Raw genomic sequence first — 14,349 nt, forward strand, 5'->3', positions numbered from 1 at the left:
GCGGCCCTGATTCAGCTGATCAGACGCCGAGCAGGTCGACGACGAAGATCAGGGTCGAACCCGCCGGGATGAGCGGGCTCGGCGACTGGTTGCCGTAGGCCAGGTGAGCCGGGATGACCAGCTCGCGGCGGCCGCCGACCTTCATGCCCTGGACGCCGAGGTCCCAGCCCTTGATGACGCGGCCCGCACCCAGCGGGAAGCGGAAGGTCTGGTTACGGTTCCACGAGGCGTCGAACTCCTCGCCGGTCTCGAAGGTGACACCGACGTAGTGAACCTCGACCATGGCGCCTGCCTTGGCCTCGGCACCGTCACCGACCTTGATGTCCCGGATCTGCAGTTCGGTCGGCGCCTCGCCGCCCGGGAAGTCGATCTCCGGCTTTTCGAGCTTGCTCACAACAGACTCTTCTCGTTCGGTGCTGTACGTGAATGAGCGGCAGTCGCCCGTACGGACCCACCGTACGAGCTCCCGCCGCCCACTAAGGTCAGGACCTGCGGCGGGTCGCCCCGCGCAGGTCACCGGACCATTGTCTTCTAGTTGTCGGCCGCGCCGACACCCGCATCCAGGATGTCGATCACGAAGACCAGTGTCGAATTCGCCGGGATGGAGGGCATGGCCTTGTCCTTGTAGCCCAGCGAGGCCGGGATCACCAGCTCGATCCGGCTGCCGACGTTCTGGCCGATCACACCCTTGTCCCAGCCCTCGATCACGTTGCCGCCACCGGTGACGAAGCTGAACGCCTGGCCGTGGTCCAGCGAGGAGTCGAACTTCTTGCCGTCCTTGTACAGCACGCCGGTGTACTGGACCAGGACCTTCTCGCCGGCCTCGATCTTGTGGCCCTTGCCCTGGATCAGCACCGCCGACTTGAGCTCGGTCGGGTCCGGCGCGCCCGGCACCGGGGTGATGTCGGCGGCCTTCCTGCCGTTGTCCTTCACCTTCGGCATCCCGGCCGGCGGCTCGGCCATGTCGCCGCTCAGCGTGGCGTCCGGGGCGTTCGCCTGCCGGATGTCCAGTACGAAGACCAGGTTGTCCTTGGCGCCGACACCCATCGAGCTGTTGCCCTGAGCGCCGAACGCCGCGGCCGGCGGAGCCACCACCAGCACCCGGCTGCCCACCTTGTGCCCGGCCACCACACTGTCCAGCGCCGGGATCAGCTGGCCCGCACCGGCTTGGTAGAGCTGCGGCTTGCCCTTCTCGTAGGTGCCCTGGATGTCCTTGCCGGTCGTCCAGTCCTTGGCCGTGAAGTCGACCGAGACCCAGTTGCCCTTCTCGACCTTCGGGCCGTCGCCCTCGGTGAGCTGCTTGGCCACGAAGCTGCCGTCGGCCGCCTCCGTGGGCAGGTCGATGGTGGCCTTCTTGCCGAAGTCGCCCGAGACCGTCGGCAGCACCTTGGCGCTGTCCTTGACCGGCGGAACGGGGTCGGTCGTCGGCGCGGCGGAGGTGGGCGTGGAGTCGGCCGCCTGGGAGCCGCTGGACGAGCCCGACTTGTCGGTCAGGTACAGCGTCACACCACTGCCGACCAGCAGCACCGCGAGCACCGTGCCGAGGATCACCCCGAGCTTGCCGGCCGAGCCCGGGTTCTCGTCGTACCCGGACTCGTCGATCTCCTTCTTGCGCACGGTGGAGGCGAACACCTGCGGCGCCTGCTCACCCTGCCCCCCGCTCGGGGCCTGCCGTGGCGGGTCCTGGCCCCAGCCCGCCTGCTGCGCCAGGACCGACGGCGGCACCACGATCGACTCACCGTTGCCCGGCAGCGGGCCGCCGGGCCGCGAGGCGGCCGGGTCGCCGGCCGCGCCGCCGCTCGCCGTGCCCGCGCCCTGGCCCGAAGTGTTCTCAGTCATGACTCCCCGTCCATCCCACGCCGCCCCCTCACCAGGGCCTGACGACTCATACCACATGCGGAAGGGCAGCAGTATGTCAGGTGACCATGAGGCCGGGTGATTCTGCTGCCCACTCCCGTCGAGGCTACGACCATCGGGGTGACGGGGCAGTGCGGTCTAGACCGCCTCCAGGATGTCGATCACGAAGACCAGCGTCGAGTTCGGCGGCACCGCGGCCTGCGACTGGCTCTGGTAGCCGAGCGCCGGGGGCACCACCAGCAGCACCCGGCTGCCCACCGTCTGCCCGACCAGCCCCTGGTCCCAGCCCTTGATCAGACTCCCGGTGCCCACCTGCAGCGCCTGGGCGCCGCCGTGGCTCCACGAGGAGTCGAACTGCTGGCCGTTGCTCCACAGCACCCCGGTGTACTGGACCACGACGGTCTGCCCGGCCTGGACCTGCTTGCCGTCGCCCTTGACCAGGACGGCCTTCTGCAGATCGGTCGGCGGCGCCTGGCCGGCCGGCACCGTGATCGTCGGCGCGGCCTTCCCGTTGTCCTTGACCTGCGGCATGCCGGCCGGCGGCTCGGTGATCGCCCCGGCGATGGTGGAGTCCTGCGGGACCGCCTGCATGACGTCCAGCACGAAGACCACCGTGTCCCCGGCGTTCACCCCGAGCGTCGGGTTGCCCTTGGCCCCGAACCCCGCCGCCGGCGGGGCCACCACCAGGACCCGGCTGCCCACCTTGTGCCCGAGCACCCCCTGGTCGAAGGCCGGCACCAACTGGCCGCTGGCGGCCTGGAACAGCTGCGGCTTCTGGTTGGCGTCGTAGGAGCTGCCGACGTCCTTGCCGGAGGTCCAGTCCTTGGCGGTGTAGTTGATCGTCACCCAGTCGCCCTTGGCGACCGTCGCACCCTCGCCCTCGCTCAGCGTGTTCACCACGAACTGCCCGCTCGGCTGGCCCGGCGGGATGGTGATGTTCGCCTTGCTCCCGAAGTCCCCGGCCACCGTCGGCATCGGGGAGGCGGAGGCGACCGGGCTCGGCACCGGGGCCACCGAGGGCGAGGCACTGGGCGAGGCCCCCGACGAGGAGGTCCCACCGCTGCAGGCGGCGAGCAGCGCAAGGGGAAGGACTACCAGCAAACCGGCGATTCGACGCATAACGGTCAGACTATGGCCCGATCCGTCCAGCACCGCGCAGACACAGCGCACGGACTCGGGGATGGCGATCGGACCGGCCATCCGGTCGCCACCCTGATCCGTCGTCAGCAGGCCGCGGCTCACATCCCCGCGATCAGCTTCTCCACCCGCTCGTCCACCGACCGGAACGGGTCCTTGCACAGGACCGTGCGCTGCGCCTGGTCGTTCAGCTTCAGGTGCACCCAGTCCACCGTGAAGTCCCGGCGCTGCTCCTGCGCCCGCCGGATGAAGTCGCCGCGCAGCCGGGCCCGGGTGGTCTGCGGCGGCACCGACTTGGCCTCGAAGGTCTTCAGGTCGTTGGTGACCCGCTGCGCCTGCCCCTTGTTCTGGAGCAGGTAGAACAGGCCGCGCCGGCGGTGGATGTCGTGGTACGCCAGATCGATCTGAGCCACCCTCGGGTGGGACATGGTCATCTGGTGCTTCTCGCGGTAGCGCTCGATGAGCTTGTACTTCATGATCCAGTCGATCTCGGTGGCGACCCTGGCCAGGTCCTCGGTGCGCACGGCCTCCAGGGTCCGGCCCCACAGGTCCAGCACCCGGGCCACCGTGCCGGTGTTGATGCCCTTGCGGTCGGCGAAGTCCAGCGCCTTGGTGAAGTACTCCTCCTGGATGTCCAGCGCGCTGGCCTCCCGGCCGTTGGCGAGCCGGACCTGGTGGGTGCCGGTGAGATCGTGGCTGACCTCGCGGATCGCCCGGATCGGGTTCTCCAGGGTCAGATCGCGCATCACCACCCCGGCCTCGATCAGGCGCAGCACCAGGTCGGTGGCGCCGACCTTGAGCAGGGTGGTGGTCTCCGACATGTTGGAGTCGCCGACGATGACGTGCAGCCGGCGGTAGCGCTCGGCGTCGGCGTGCGGCTCGTCGCGGGTGTTGATGATCGGACGGGACCTGGTGGTCGCCGAGCTGACGCCCTCCCAGATGTGCTCGGCCCGCTGGCTGACGCAGAACACCGCGCCGCGCGGGGTCTGCAGTACCTTGCCCGCGCCGCACACCAGCTGGCGGGTGACCAGGAACGGGATCAGGATGTCGGCCAGCCGGGAGAACTCGCCGTGCCGGGCCACCAGGTAGTTCTCGTGGCAGCCGTAGGAGTTGCCGGCCGAGTCGGTGTTGTTCTTGAAGAGGTAGACGTCCCCGGCGATGCCCTCCTCGTGCAGCCGCCGCTCGGCGTCCACGAGGAGACCTTCGAGGATGCGTTCGCCCGCCTTGTCATGGGTGACCAGCTCGACGACGTCGTCGCACTCGGGTGTGGCGTACTCGGGGTGCGATCCCACGTCGAGGTAGAGGCGGGCGCCGTTGCGCAGGAAGACGTTGCTGCTGCGGCCCCAGGAGACTACGCGGCGGAAGAGGTACCTGGCCACCTCGTCCGGAGACAGTCGTCGTTGTCCCCGGAACGTACACGTGACACCGTACTCATTCTCCAGCCCGAAAATTCGGCGGTCCATGAGGCATCTTTTCTCTTCCGGGAGCCATCCGAAACCCTTGCGGGACAAGGGGCATCCCCGGCCGGAGGCCGGGGCGGCAATCCGACCACGAGAAGCCTTCAACTGGCCGCAGGCACACGGGAGTCCCGCACGGCCGTCGGACCGCACGGGACTCCCGCTGCCGCATCACTCCGCCGTTTCGCCGGCGGCGTCCTCCTCCGTGGCGGCGCTCTCGTCGCCGTTCAGCAGCCGACTGAGCTGGCCACCGAGGATGCGCTTGAACTTGCGCTTCTGGAAGCGCTGGCGGTCGAGCACGGCGACCTCCAACTGCTCGGTGGTGAGGGTGCGCGGGGTGCCCCCGTTGGGGTCCCTGGCGAGGCCCTCGACGGCCACCTTGAGGGCCTCGGCGAGGGTCATCCCGGTGCGGTGGCGCTGGCCGATGTAGTTGCCGATGGAGTCGGCGTTGCCGCCGACCACCACGGTGTTCTTCTCGTCGACCACCGAGCCGTCCGGGGTGAGCCGGTAGATCTGGTCCTCGTCGGCGGTGCGGCCGACCTCCGCGACGATCAGCTCGACCTCGTAGGGCTTCTCGCCCACCGAGGAGAAGATGGTGCCCAGCGTCTGGGCGTAGACATTGGCCAGACCGCGCGCGGTGACGTCGGCCCGGTCGTAGGAGTAACCGCGCAGGTCGGCGTAGCGGACGCCGCCGATGCGCAGGTTCTCGAACTCGTTGTAGCGGCCGACCGCGGCGAAGGCGATCTGGTCGTAGATCTCGGAGACCTTGTGCAGGGCCCGGGAGGTGTTCTCGGCGACGAAGAGGATGCCGTCGGCGTAGGTGAGCACGACCACGCTGCGGCCGCGCGCGATGCCCTTGCGGGCGTACTCCGCGCGGTCCGCCATGGCCTGCTGGGGGGAGACGTAGAACGGCGTGGACACCGGCGGTCGTCCCTTCTCGGTGTGTGCCCCTCCGGTCCGTGGTGGACCGGAGGGAGGGTTCGGCGGACTAGAGGAGCGGGGCCTGCGGGCCGTTGGGGTGCTCCAGGCGCTGGTCGGTGATCGAGACCGCGATCTCGGCGACCTCCTCCTCGGACAGCCTGCGGAAGCCGTCCTCGGTGATCTGCGAGACGATCGGGAAGATCTTGCGGGCGAAGTCGGGACCACCGGTCGCGGAGTCGTCGTCGGCCGCGTCGTACAGCGCCTGGACCACCAGGGTGGCGGCCTGATCGGCCGTCATTCCGTCGCGGTAGAGCTTCTTCATCGAGCCGCGGGCGAACATCGAACCCGAGCCCGTGGCGGCGAACCCGCGCTCCTCGGAGCGGCCGCCGGTGACGTCGTAGCTGAAGATCCGGCCCCGGCCGAGGTCGAGGTCGTAGCCGGCGAAGATCGGGACCACGGCCAGGCCCTGCATGGCCATCCCGAGGTTCCCCCGGATCATCGTGGTGAGGCGGTTGGCCTTGCCCTCCAGGGACAGGCCGGTGCCCTCGATCTTCTCGTAGTGCTCCAGCTCCAGCTGGAACAGCCGGACCATCTCCACCGCGAGGCCCGCGGTGCCGGCGATGCCGACCGCACTGTACTCGTCCGCCGGGAAGACCTTCTCGATGTCCCGCTGCGCGATCACGTTGCCCATGGTGGCCCGGCGGTCGCCGGCGATCACCACGCCGCCCTCGAAGACCGCGGCGACGATGGTGGTGCCGTGCGGCGCTTCCACGATGCCCTCTGGCAGGCTTCGGCGCCCGGGGAGCAGTTCGGGCTGGTGCTGTGCCAGGAAGTCGAGGAACGACGAGGACCCGGGGGTGAGGAAGGCGGCCGGTAGACGCCCGGTGCCACCAGTGTTGGCTTCCACTCGATTCCTTCCAAGTAGATCGTTTCGGATGCCCCGGACCTTACCCGTTCCGTGGCGCCGAACCACATCCCGGGTGCGTCCGATTATCAGCGCATTCGCGCGCAACGGGCCTCGGTGGCCCATTACGCGCGAATGCGGACTCTCAGGTAAACCACGTCAGGCCCGCCATTCGACGACGGGCCTTGACGTCACTGGCCACCCTTCTGGACAAACTGCCGCACGAAATCCTCGGCATTCGACTCCAGGACGTCGTCGATTTCGTCCAGAACCGCGTCGACGTCATCGCTCAGCTTTTCCTGGCGTTCCTTGAGGTCCTCGGACTGCTGCGCTTCGGCGGCCTGCTCCTCGACCTCCTCGGAGGAGCGGTTCGCCCGCTGCTGGCCGCCGCCGGTGTCCTTGCTCGCCATTTCCCTCACCCCGCTCGATTCGTCTCGCACGGCTGGTCTGTGGTGTTGCTGGTCAGACCCTATCCACCGGGTGCGGATCCCGCGCCCAGTGCTACTTCAACGCTCCGCGCTCCCCCGGATGATTCCCATCCGGGAAGCATTCACCCATGGTGATCCGGAGGTCACCGGACGTCTCAGCCGCCCGCCAGCACCCGGAGCAGGTCCTCGGCGGTGCGGCAGCGGTCGAGCAGTTCCTTGACGTGGTTGCGGGTGCCCCGCAGCGGCTCCAGGGTGGGCACCCGCTGGAGCGAGTCGCGCCCCGGCAGGTCGAAGATGACCGAGTCCCAGGAGGCCGCCGCCACGTGCTCGGCGTACTGCTCCAGACACCGGCCGCGGAAGTACGCCCTGGTGTCCTCCGGCGGCTTGGCGACGGCCTCGGCGATCTCCTCGTCGGTCAGCAGCCGCTCGAACCGGCCGCGGGCCACCAGGCGGTTGTAGAGGCCCTTGTCGGGGCGTACGTCGCTGTACTGGAGGTCGACCAGGTGCAGCCGGGGGCTGTCCCAGTCCAGGCCGTCCCGCTGGCGGTAGCCCTCCAGCAGCTCCTTCTTGGCGATCCAGTCGAGCTGCCGCGACAGGCTCATCGGATCGCGCTCCAGGCGGCCCAGCACGTCCTCCCAGCGGGCCAGGACGTCCTTGGTCTGGTCGTCGACGTCCTGGCCGTAGCGGTCCTCGACGTACTTCCGGGCCAGCTCGCAGTACTCCATCTGGAGCTGGACCGCGGTGAGCTTCCGGCCGCTGCGCAGCGTGATCAGGTGGGTCAGCGAGGGGTCGTGGGAGACCCGGTGCAGGGTGCGGACCGGCTGGTCGATCGCCAGGTCGACGGCGATGAAGGCGTCCTCGATCATCGCCAGCACCAGCGAGGTGGTGCCCAGCTTGAGATAGGTGGAGATCTCGGAGAGGTTGGCGTCCCCGATGATCACGTGCAGCCGGCGGTACTTCTCCGCGTCGGCGTGCGGTTCGTCCCTGGTGTTGATGATCGGACGTTTGAGCGTGGTCTCCAGGCCGACCTCCACCTCGAAGTAGTCCGCCCGCTGGCTGATCTGGAAGCCGTCGGCCGAGCCGTCCTGGCCCAGGCCCACCCGGCCGGAGCCGGTGATCACCTGGCGGGAGACGAAGAACGGGGTGAGGTGGCGGACGATGTCGGCGAACGGGGTCGCCCGCTTCATCAGGTAGTTCTCGTGGGTGCCGTAGGAGGCGCCCTTGTTGTCCGTGTTGTTCTTGTACAGGTGGATCTTCTGCCCGTTAGGGAGTTCAAGGGCACGCTGCGCGGCCGCGGCCATGATCCGTTCCCCGGCCTTGTCCCAGAGCACCGCGTCGCGCGGATTGGTCACCTCGGGTGAGCTGTACTCGGGGTGGGCGTGGTCGACGTAGAACCGCGCGCCGTTGGTGAGGATGACGTTGGCGAGGCCGATGTCCTCGTCGGTGAGCTGGCTGGCGTCCGCGACCTCCCGCGCGAGGTCGAAGCCCCGGGCGTCGCGCAGCGGATTCTCTTCCTCGAAGTCCCAGCGAGCCCGCCGCGCCCGGTGCATCGCCGCCGCGTACGCGTTGACGATCTGGGACGAGGTGAGCATGGCGTTGGCGTTGGGGTGCCCCGGTACCGAGATGCCGTACTCGGTCTCGATCCCCATCACGCGCCGTACGGTCATGCGGCCCTCCTTGCCCGGTGCCCTGCCCGGCCGGGCCTGGCACTGACGTACCGCCTACACACCACCGCGGCGGACCTCCCGCCGATGATGGGTCGAGCCTAGTCCTGAGACGAACCGTCCGGCTGCGACCGTTCGAAGCGGTGCAGCCGGACGGTGGGTTCGAACCGTTACAGGTACTGCCCCGTGTTGGCGACAGTGTCGATGGAGCGGCCGGACTCGGCGCCCTGCTTCCCGGTGACCAGGGTGCGGATGAAGACGATCCGCTCGCCCTTCTTTCCGGAGATCCTGGCCCAGTCGTCCGGGTTGGTGGTGTTGGGCAGGTCCTCGTTCTCCTTGAACTCGTCGACGCAGGCGGCGAGCAGGTGGGAGACGCGCAGTCCCCGCTGGCCGTTCTCGAGGAAGTCCTTGATCGCCATCTTCTTCGCCCGGTCCACGATGTTCTGGATCATCGCGCCGGAGTTGAAGTCCTTGAAGTAGAGGACTTCCTTGTCGCCGTTGGCGTAGGTGACCTCCAGGAAGCGGTTCTCCTCGGTCTCCGAGTACATCCGCTCCACGACCGACTGGATCATCGCGGCCACCGTCGCCGGGACCGAGTCGTCGTGCTCCCTGAGGTCGTCCGGGTGGAACGGCAGCGAGTCCTTGAGGTACTTGGAGAAGATGTCCTTGGCCGCCTCGGCGTCCGGACGCTCGATCTTGATCTTCACGTCCAGTCGTCCCGGTCGCAGGATGGCCGGGTCGATCATGTCCTCCCGGTTGGAGGCGCCGATCACGATGACGTTCTCCAGGCCCTCGACACCGTCGATCTCGGCCAGCAGCTGCGGGACGATGGTGTTCTCCACGTCCGAGCTGACGCCCGAGCCGCGGGTGCGGAAGAGCGACTCCATCTCGTCGAAGAAGACGATGACGGGCGTGCCCTCGCTCGCCTTCTCCCGGGCCCGCTGGAAGACCAGGCGGATCTGCCGCTCGGTCTCGCCGACGTACTTGTTGAGCAGCTCGGGGCCCTTGATGTTGAGGAAGTAGCTCTTGCCCTGCGGGCGACCGGTGGCCTCCGCCACCTTCTTGGCCAGGGAGTTGGCCACCGCCTTGGCGATCAGCGTCTTGCCGCAGCCGGGCGGGCCGTAGAGCAGCACGCCCTTGGGCGGGCGCAGCTCGTACTCCTTGAACAGGTCGGCGTGCAGGTAGGGCAGCTCGACCGCGTCCCGGATCTGTTCGATCTGGTTGGCCAGACCGCCGATCTGCCGGTAGTCGATGTCCGGCACCTCTTCGAGGACGAGCTCCTCGACCTCTGCCTTGGGGACGACCTCGTAGACGTAGCCGGAGCGGGGCTCCAGCAGGAGGGCGTCGCCGGCCCGCAGGGTGAGCTCGTGCAGCGGCTCGGCGAGCCGGACCACCCGCTCCTCGTCGGTGTGGCCGATGACCAGGGCGCGCTCGCCGTCCTCCAGGACCTCCTTGAGGGTGACGATGTCGCCGATGCGCTCGAAGGCCATCGCGTCCACGATGTTGAGGGCCTCGTTCAGCATCACTTCCTGGCCGCGCCGCAGCTCGTCGAGCTCGACACTCGGGCTGACGTTGACACGGAGCTTGCGCCCACCGGTGAAGATGTCGGCGGTGCCGTCCTCGTTGGCGCCGAGGAAGGTGCCGAATCCGGCGGGCGGCTGGGCGAGCCGGTCGACTTCCTCCTTGAGGGCCACGATCTGGTCGCGGGCCTCGCGCAGCGTGGAAGCGAGCCGTTCGTTCTGGGCGGTTACTCCGGCCAGATTGGTCTGGAGCTCGACGATGCGGTCCTCGAGGATTCTCGAGTTGCGCGGCGAGTCGGCAAGCTTGCGACGCAGGACGGCAATCTCCTGCTCGAGGTACGAGACCTGAGCGGCCTCGTCGGAACCACGAGCGGGACGGCCGGCGCTGCGGTTGTAATCGTCATCGTGGGCTGCCACGGTCCTCACCTCCTCCGGGGGGAGCTGGACGCTTCCAGACCCTACCTGCACCCAGGGGTCCCTAAACCCCTAGATCAGAAAGATGGAACGGGCGTGTCCGATCTCCGCCCTTGCACGCTTCCCCTCTGCTAGGGAGATACCCACCGCGCACCGCCCAAAGCGGACCAGATGTATCGTCGGTCAGGTCAATATCCGATCGTGACCCATGGCGGAGCTCGGATCGGTGTACGAATGGCAGGAATGCCCCATCAAGGGCGACCAGCGACAGAAACGGCAGGGGACATGTCGGGCACCGGCGAAGCGCTAGAGGTCTGGATCGATCAGGATCTGTGCACCGGCGACGGTATCTGCGCGCAGTACGCACCGGAGGTCTTCGAGCTGGACATCGACGGTCTCGCCTATGTGAAGGGCGAGGACGACGAGCTCCGCCAACAGCCGGGCGAGAGTGTTCCGGTACCGCTGACGCTGCTTCAGGACGTGATCGACTCCGTCCGCGACTGCCCCGGTGACTGCATCCACGTCCGCCGCGCCGCCGACCGGGTCGAGGTCTACGGGCCCGAGGCCGAGTAGCCGGCGCCGCCGTGGCGTCCAGCAGGCACGGTCGCGGCGGGAGTTGCACCTGGAAGCCGCCAACCGGCCGTGACCGGTTGGCGGTTGGGCGGCGTCAGGCCTGGCTCGCGGGGGCCTTGGTCTCGGTACGGGTCCACCCGGCGCCGTGCCGGGTCCAGCTGAGACTGAGGACCAGGTCGGGGGCGAAGCGCGGGACCTCGTCGCTGGAATAGCCCTTGGCGTGGCCCGTTATGGTGCCGTCACTGCGCACCTTGAGGGCGGTGACGGTGAGCCGGTCGGCCTCGGTGAGCAGGCTCGCCCGGACGGTCGGGCGGCCGTCGGGGCCGGCCGTGAGCAGGAAGACGGCATCGCTCGGGGTGCCGTTCGGGGCCGCGCAGTGGGCGGCGGCCACCGTGCTCGGCACGCCGTTCAGCCTGGTGCCGAAGCTCAGCGCGATGGTGACCGGGAACGGGCCGCAGTCCAGTGGCAGTTGGGCCTTGGCCGGATCCGGTGCCGCGGCCGCCGCCAGCGCCTCGGCCGGCTGACCGGCCGGGCTCGGGGTCGGCCGGCCCTGGGCCGGGGTGGCGACCAGTGTGCCGCCCACGACCACGGCGCAGGCCACGGCCACCAACGCCCAATGCCGGGGCCTGGCGTGCGCGTTCTGGTCGATCTGATTCTTCGCCGGGATCTGGTGCACCGTCTCGTCCGCTTCCTGCACCGGGCAGTCCCCTCCACGGTGGTGGTGTGAGGCAGCATCGTCCCACATCCGGCGCACTCCGTCGCAATCGGGGAAGCACGAGGGGCGCGGGGAACCGCGCGATGCGGAAGACGACCCGGTTCAGCCGGGACAGACGAGTAAGGTGCACCACCCGACCTCTCGGCGGGTGGTGCACCTTGCTTTCCGGTGGAAAAGCACCGGACCGATTTCTTCCGATTAGCGCGGTTCCCCGCGCCCCCGGAAAACTCCTCCGCGCCCCTGTCGGGGCACTTCTCAGCCGAGATCGGGCTCCTCGGCCGCATTGCGGGCGGCCCGACGGGCGGCGGCACGTTCCTGCAGCGTCGCCTCCGGGGCTCCGCTGTCGTAGTCCTCGCCGTAGGCGCCCTTGGCCGGGCGGCGGCGGCGCAGCGGCGGCTCGACGCCGTCCGCGAGCCGGCGAGCGGTGAGCAGGAAGCCGGTGTGGCCGATCATCCGGTGGTCCGGGCGGACGGCCAGGCCCTCCAGGTGCCAGGTGCGGACCATGGTCTCCCAGGCCTGCGGCTCGGTGAAGGTGCCGTGCTCGCGCAGTGCCTCGACGGTCTTGGACATCTGCGTGGTGGTGGCCACGTAGCAGCAGATCAGACCGCCGGGCACGAGCGCCTTGGAGGCGACGTCCAGGCACTCCCAGGGGGCCAGCATGTCGAGGATGACCCGGTCGACGTCGGTCTCCACCAGGCTGTCCTGGAGGTCGCCGACGGTCAGCTTCCAGGCCGGGTGCGGGCCGCCGAAGTAGCGCTCGACGTTGCCGCGCGCGATGTCGGCGAAGTCCTGGCGGCGCTCGTAGGAGGCGAGCATGCCGGTGTCGCCGACCGCGCGCAGCAGGTACGTGGAGAGTGCGCCGGAGCCGACGCCGGCCTCGACCACGCGGGCGCCCGCGAAGATGTCGGCCATCGCCAGGATCTGCCCCGCGTCCTTGGGGTAGATCACGGCGGCGCCGCGCGGCATGGACAGGACGTAGTCGGGGAGCAGGGGGCGCAGCGCGAGGTACGGGACGTTGCCCGTGGTACGCACGACAGTGCCCTCGGGGGCGCCGATCAGCTCGTCGTGGGGGAACGCACCCTTGTGGGTGTGGAACTGGTTCCCGGCCTGGAGCGTGAACGTGTAGTGGCGACCCTTGGGGTCGGTCAGCTGAACCTGGTCCCCGACCTGGAAGGGCCCGCGTCGGCGGGTGGCACCGGTCGGTTCGGACATGCGGACAATCCTAAGGGAATCGGAACGCTCCGCCGACCACGTGATCGTCCACCGTCCTCGGGAGCGCTCCCGGCTGTCGGTTCAGGGAGAGGACGGCCGCCCCGCGACGGCGGCGGTGAGGCGGCGTTCGATGTCGGCGAGGGCGAGCACCCCGTACGGGCTGCCGTCCGGGCGGACCACCAGGTACTCGCTGGCGGGGGTGCGGCGCAGCGCGGCCAGCAGTTCCTCGCCGGTCAGGTCCAGGCTCAGGCACAGGCCGGGCTCCAGGGTGCGGGCGAGCGGGCCGACCGCGACCCAGGGGCGGCGGTGCTCCGGGACGGCCTGTACCGCGGACTCCTTGACCAGTGCGGTGGGCTCGCCCCGGCCGTCCACCACCACGACCGCGCCGGCCTCGGCCTCCCGGGCCCGGCGCAGCGCCTCGCCCAGCGGGGTGTCGGCGGCGACCTCGACCGCGCGGCGGGCCAGTTCGCTGACCCGCAGGCCCGGCAGCACCTCCTTGAGCCGGGCGTTGCGGAGGGCGCCGCTGGCACCGTTCCAGATGATCACTGCGAGGAGGGCGGAGAGCGCGCCGTCGATCAGGCTGTCGGTCGCGGTGCGGTCCACCCCGCGCGAGGCGGCGACCATCGGCAGACCGAAGAGCACCAGCAGGGCGAGTCCCCGGCCGACCCAGGCGGCGGCCACCGTCCCGGCCATCGGGCGGCCGGTGATGCCCCAGACCACGGCGCGCAGCATCCGGCCGCCGTCCAACGGCAGCCCGGGCAGCAGGTTGAAGGCGGCCACCACCAGGTTGCTCACCATCAGCCCCGCCAGCAGCACGCTGGGTACGGTGCCCGGTTCGACCGCGAGCAGGGCGAGGTAGAACACCCCGCCGAGCGCCAGCGAGAGCAGCGGTCCGACGAAGGCCAGCCAGAACTCGCGGGCCGGGGTCTCGGCCTCCTTCTCGATCTCGGAGACCCCGCCGAAGAACTGGAGCTGGATCCGGCGGACACCGAGCCGGTACCGCAGCGCGACCAGGGTGTGCGCCAACTCGTGGACGAGTACCGAGCCGTAGAAGGCGATCGCGAAGGACAGCGACACCAGGTAGCGGACACGACCCAGTTCGGGCAGGACGGTGGACAGCTGGCTGCCGAAGATCCAGGTGATCAGCGCGGCGATGACGAACCAGGACGGCGTGACGTAGATCGGCACGCCGAAGGGACGGCCCATCCGGATCCCGCCGGGCCGCCCGGGGCCGCCGGGCGTCCCCTTCCCGTCGGTCGGCGGTTGCGCGGAGGTCTGCTGCCCCCTGATGTCACTCACCGTGGCCCCTTCGTCGGTCGTCGAGTCCCCCCACTGTGCGCCCACGCTACGTGATCTCCATCGGAAAACCCCGTGCGCCCCTCGCTACCGGGGTCATACCCCGCCGTCGGCACTCCTGCTCACACAGCAAGCTTGCACCCGCGCGGCGGCGCGGGGCTGCGCCCGATCAGCCGGGTGTGCGGGACAGGAGGTGCGGCGGGCCCGGCAGCGGCATCCGGGCGGGAGCCCCGTGTCAGCGGCTTGGCAGC

Annotated in this window: 13 protein-coding genes; 1 reads left to right on the forward strand and 12 read right to left on the reverse strand. The window is 69.5% G+C overall.

The features are described 5' to 3' along the window. Positions 1-19 precede the first annotated feature (19 nt). The 9 genes from ABD369_RS07725 to arc all read right to left on the reverse strand — a co-directional run bounded on the left by ABD369_RS07725 (position 20) and on the right by arc (position 10,305). A complete protein-coding gene (locus ABD369_RS07725) occupies positions 20-394 on the reverse strand; it encodes an FKBP-type peptidyl-prolyl cis-trans isomerase (RefSeq protein WP_344635492.1) in 375 nt (124 codons plus the stop codon). A 137-nt stretch (positions 395-531) separates the two neighbouring features. Beyond that, positions 532-1,839, reverse strand: coding sequence for an FKBP-type peptidyl-prolyl cis-trans isomerase (locus ABD369_RS07730; protein ID WP_344635493.1), 1,308 nt, complete (start codon positions 1,837-1,839; stop codon positions 532-534). 156 nt (positions 1,840-1,995) lie between these two features. Beyond that, a complete protein-coding gene (locus ABD369_RS07735) occupies positions 1,996-2,976 on the reverse strand; it encodes an FKBP-type peptidyl-prolyl cis-trans isomerase (protein WP_344635494.1) in 981 nt (326 codons plus the stop codon). A 119-nt stretch (positions 2,977-3,095) separates the two neighbouring features. After that, positions 3,096-4,457: a Pup--protein ligase gene (pafA, locus tag ABD369_RS07740; protein WP_344635495.1), complete on the reverse strand. Its 1,362-nt coding sequence runs from the start codon at positions 4,455-4,457 to the stop codon at positions 3,096-3,098. 165 nt (positions 4,458-4,622) lie between these two features. Further along, positions 4,623-5,372 carry a proteasome subunit alpha gene (prcA, locus tag ABD369_RS07745; RefSeq protein ID WP_344635496.1) on the reverse strand — a complete coding sequence of 250 codons (750 nt, stop codon included), beginning with the start codon at positions 5,370-5,372 and terminating at the stop codon, positions 4,623-4,625. A gap of 67 nt (positions 5,373-5,439) precedes the next feature. Continuing rightward, a complete protein-coding gene (gene prcB / locus ABD369_RS07750; protein WP_344635497.1) occupies positions 5,440-6,279 on the reverse strand; it encodes a proteasome subunit beta in 840 nt (279 codons plus the stop codon). Positions 6,280-6,467: 188 nt separating this feature from the next. After that, the gene (locus tag ABD369_RS07755; protein ID WP_280699658.1) at positions 6,468-6,686 is read right to left on the reverse strand and encodes a ubiquitin-like protein Pup; all 219 of its coding nucleotides are present in this window, start codon (positions 6,684-6,686) and stop codon (positions 6,468-6,470) included. A gap of 173 nt (positions 6,687-6,859) precedes the next feature. Further along, positions 6,860-8,371 carry a depupylase/deamidase Dop gene (gene dop, locus ABD369_RS07760; protein ID WP_344635498.1) on the reverse strand — a complete coding sequence of 504 codons (1,512 nt, stop codon included), beginning with the start codon at positions 8,369-8,371 and terminating at the stop codon, positions 6,860-6,862. Positions 8,372-8,538: 167 nt separating this feature from the next. Beyond that, positions 8,539-10,305, reverse strand: a complete 1,767-nt coding sequence (arc, locus tag ABD369_RS07765) for a proteasome ATPase (RefSeq protein WP_344635499.1) — start codon at positions 10,303-10,305, stop codon at positions 8,539-8,541. Positions 10,306-10,587: 282 nt separating this feature from the next. Here arc and ABD369_RS07770 point away from each other — a divergent pair, with 282 nt between their 5' ends. Next, entirely contained in the window at positions 10,588-10,875 is a 288-nt protein-coding gene (locus ABD369_RS07770) for a ferredoxin (protein ID WP_344635500.1), read from the forward strand. A 94-nt stretch (positions 10,876-10,969) separates the two neighbouring features. Here ABD369_RS07770 and ABD369_RS07775 read toward each other — a convergent pair whose 3' ends face one another. From ABD369_RS07775 to ABD369_RS07785, 3 genes are all read right to left on the reverse strand, one after another. Beyond that, complete coding sequence (locus tag ABD369_RS07775) at positions 10,970-11,572, reverse strand: hypothetical protein (protein ID WP_344635501.1); 603 nt, start codon at positions 11,570-11,572, stop codon at positions 10,970-10,972. Between the two features lie 273 nt (positions 11,573-11,845). Further along, positions 11,846-12,802, reverse strand: a complete 957-nt coding sequence (locus ABD369_RS07780) for a tRNA (adenine-N1)-methyltransferase (protein WP_344635502.1) — start codon at positions 12,800-12,802, stop codon at positions 11,846-11,848. Between the two features lie 81 nt (positions 12,803-12,883). Next, on the reverse strand, positions 12,884-14,008 hold the full coding sequence (locus ABD369_RS07785) for a site-2 protease family protein (RefSeq protein ID WP_425557561.1): 1,125 nt from the start codon (positions 14,006-14,008) through the stop codon (positions 12,884-12,886). Positions 14,009-14,349: the final 341 nt, after the last annotated feature.

Origin of the sequence: Kitasatospora cystarginea, assembly GCF_039533515.1 — a bacterium.
Classification (GTDB): domain Bacteria; phylum Actinomycetota; class Actinomycetes; order Streptomycetales; family Streptomycetaceae; genus Kitasatospora; species Kitasatospora cystarginea.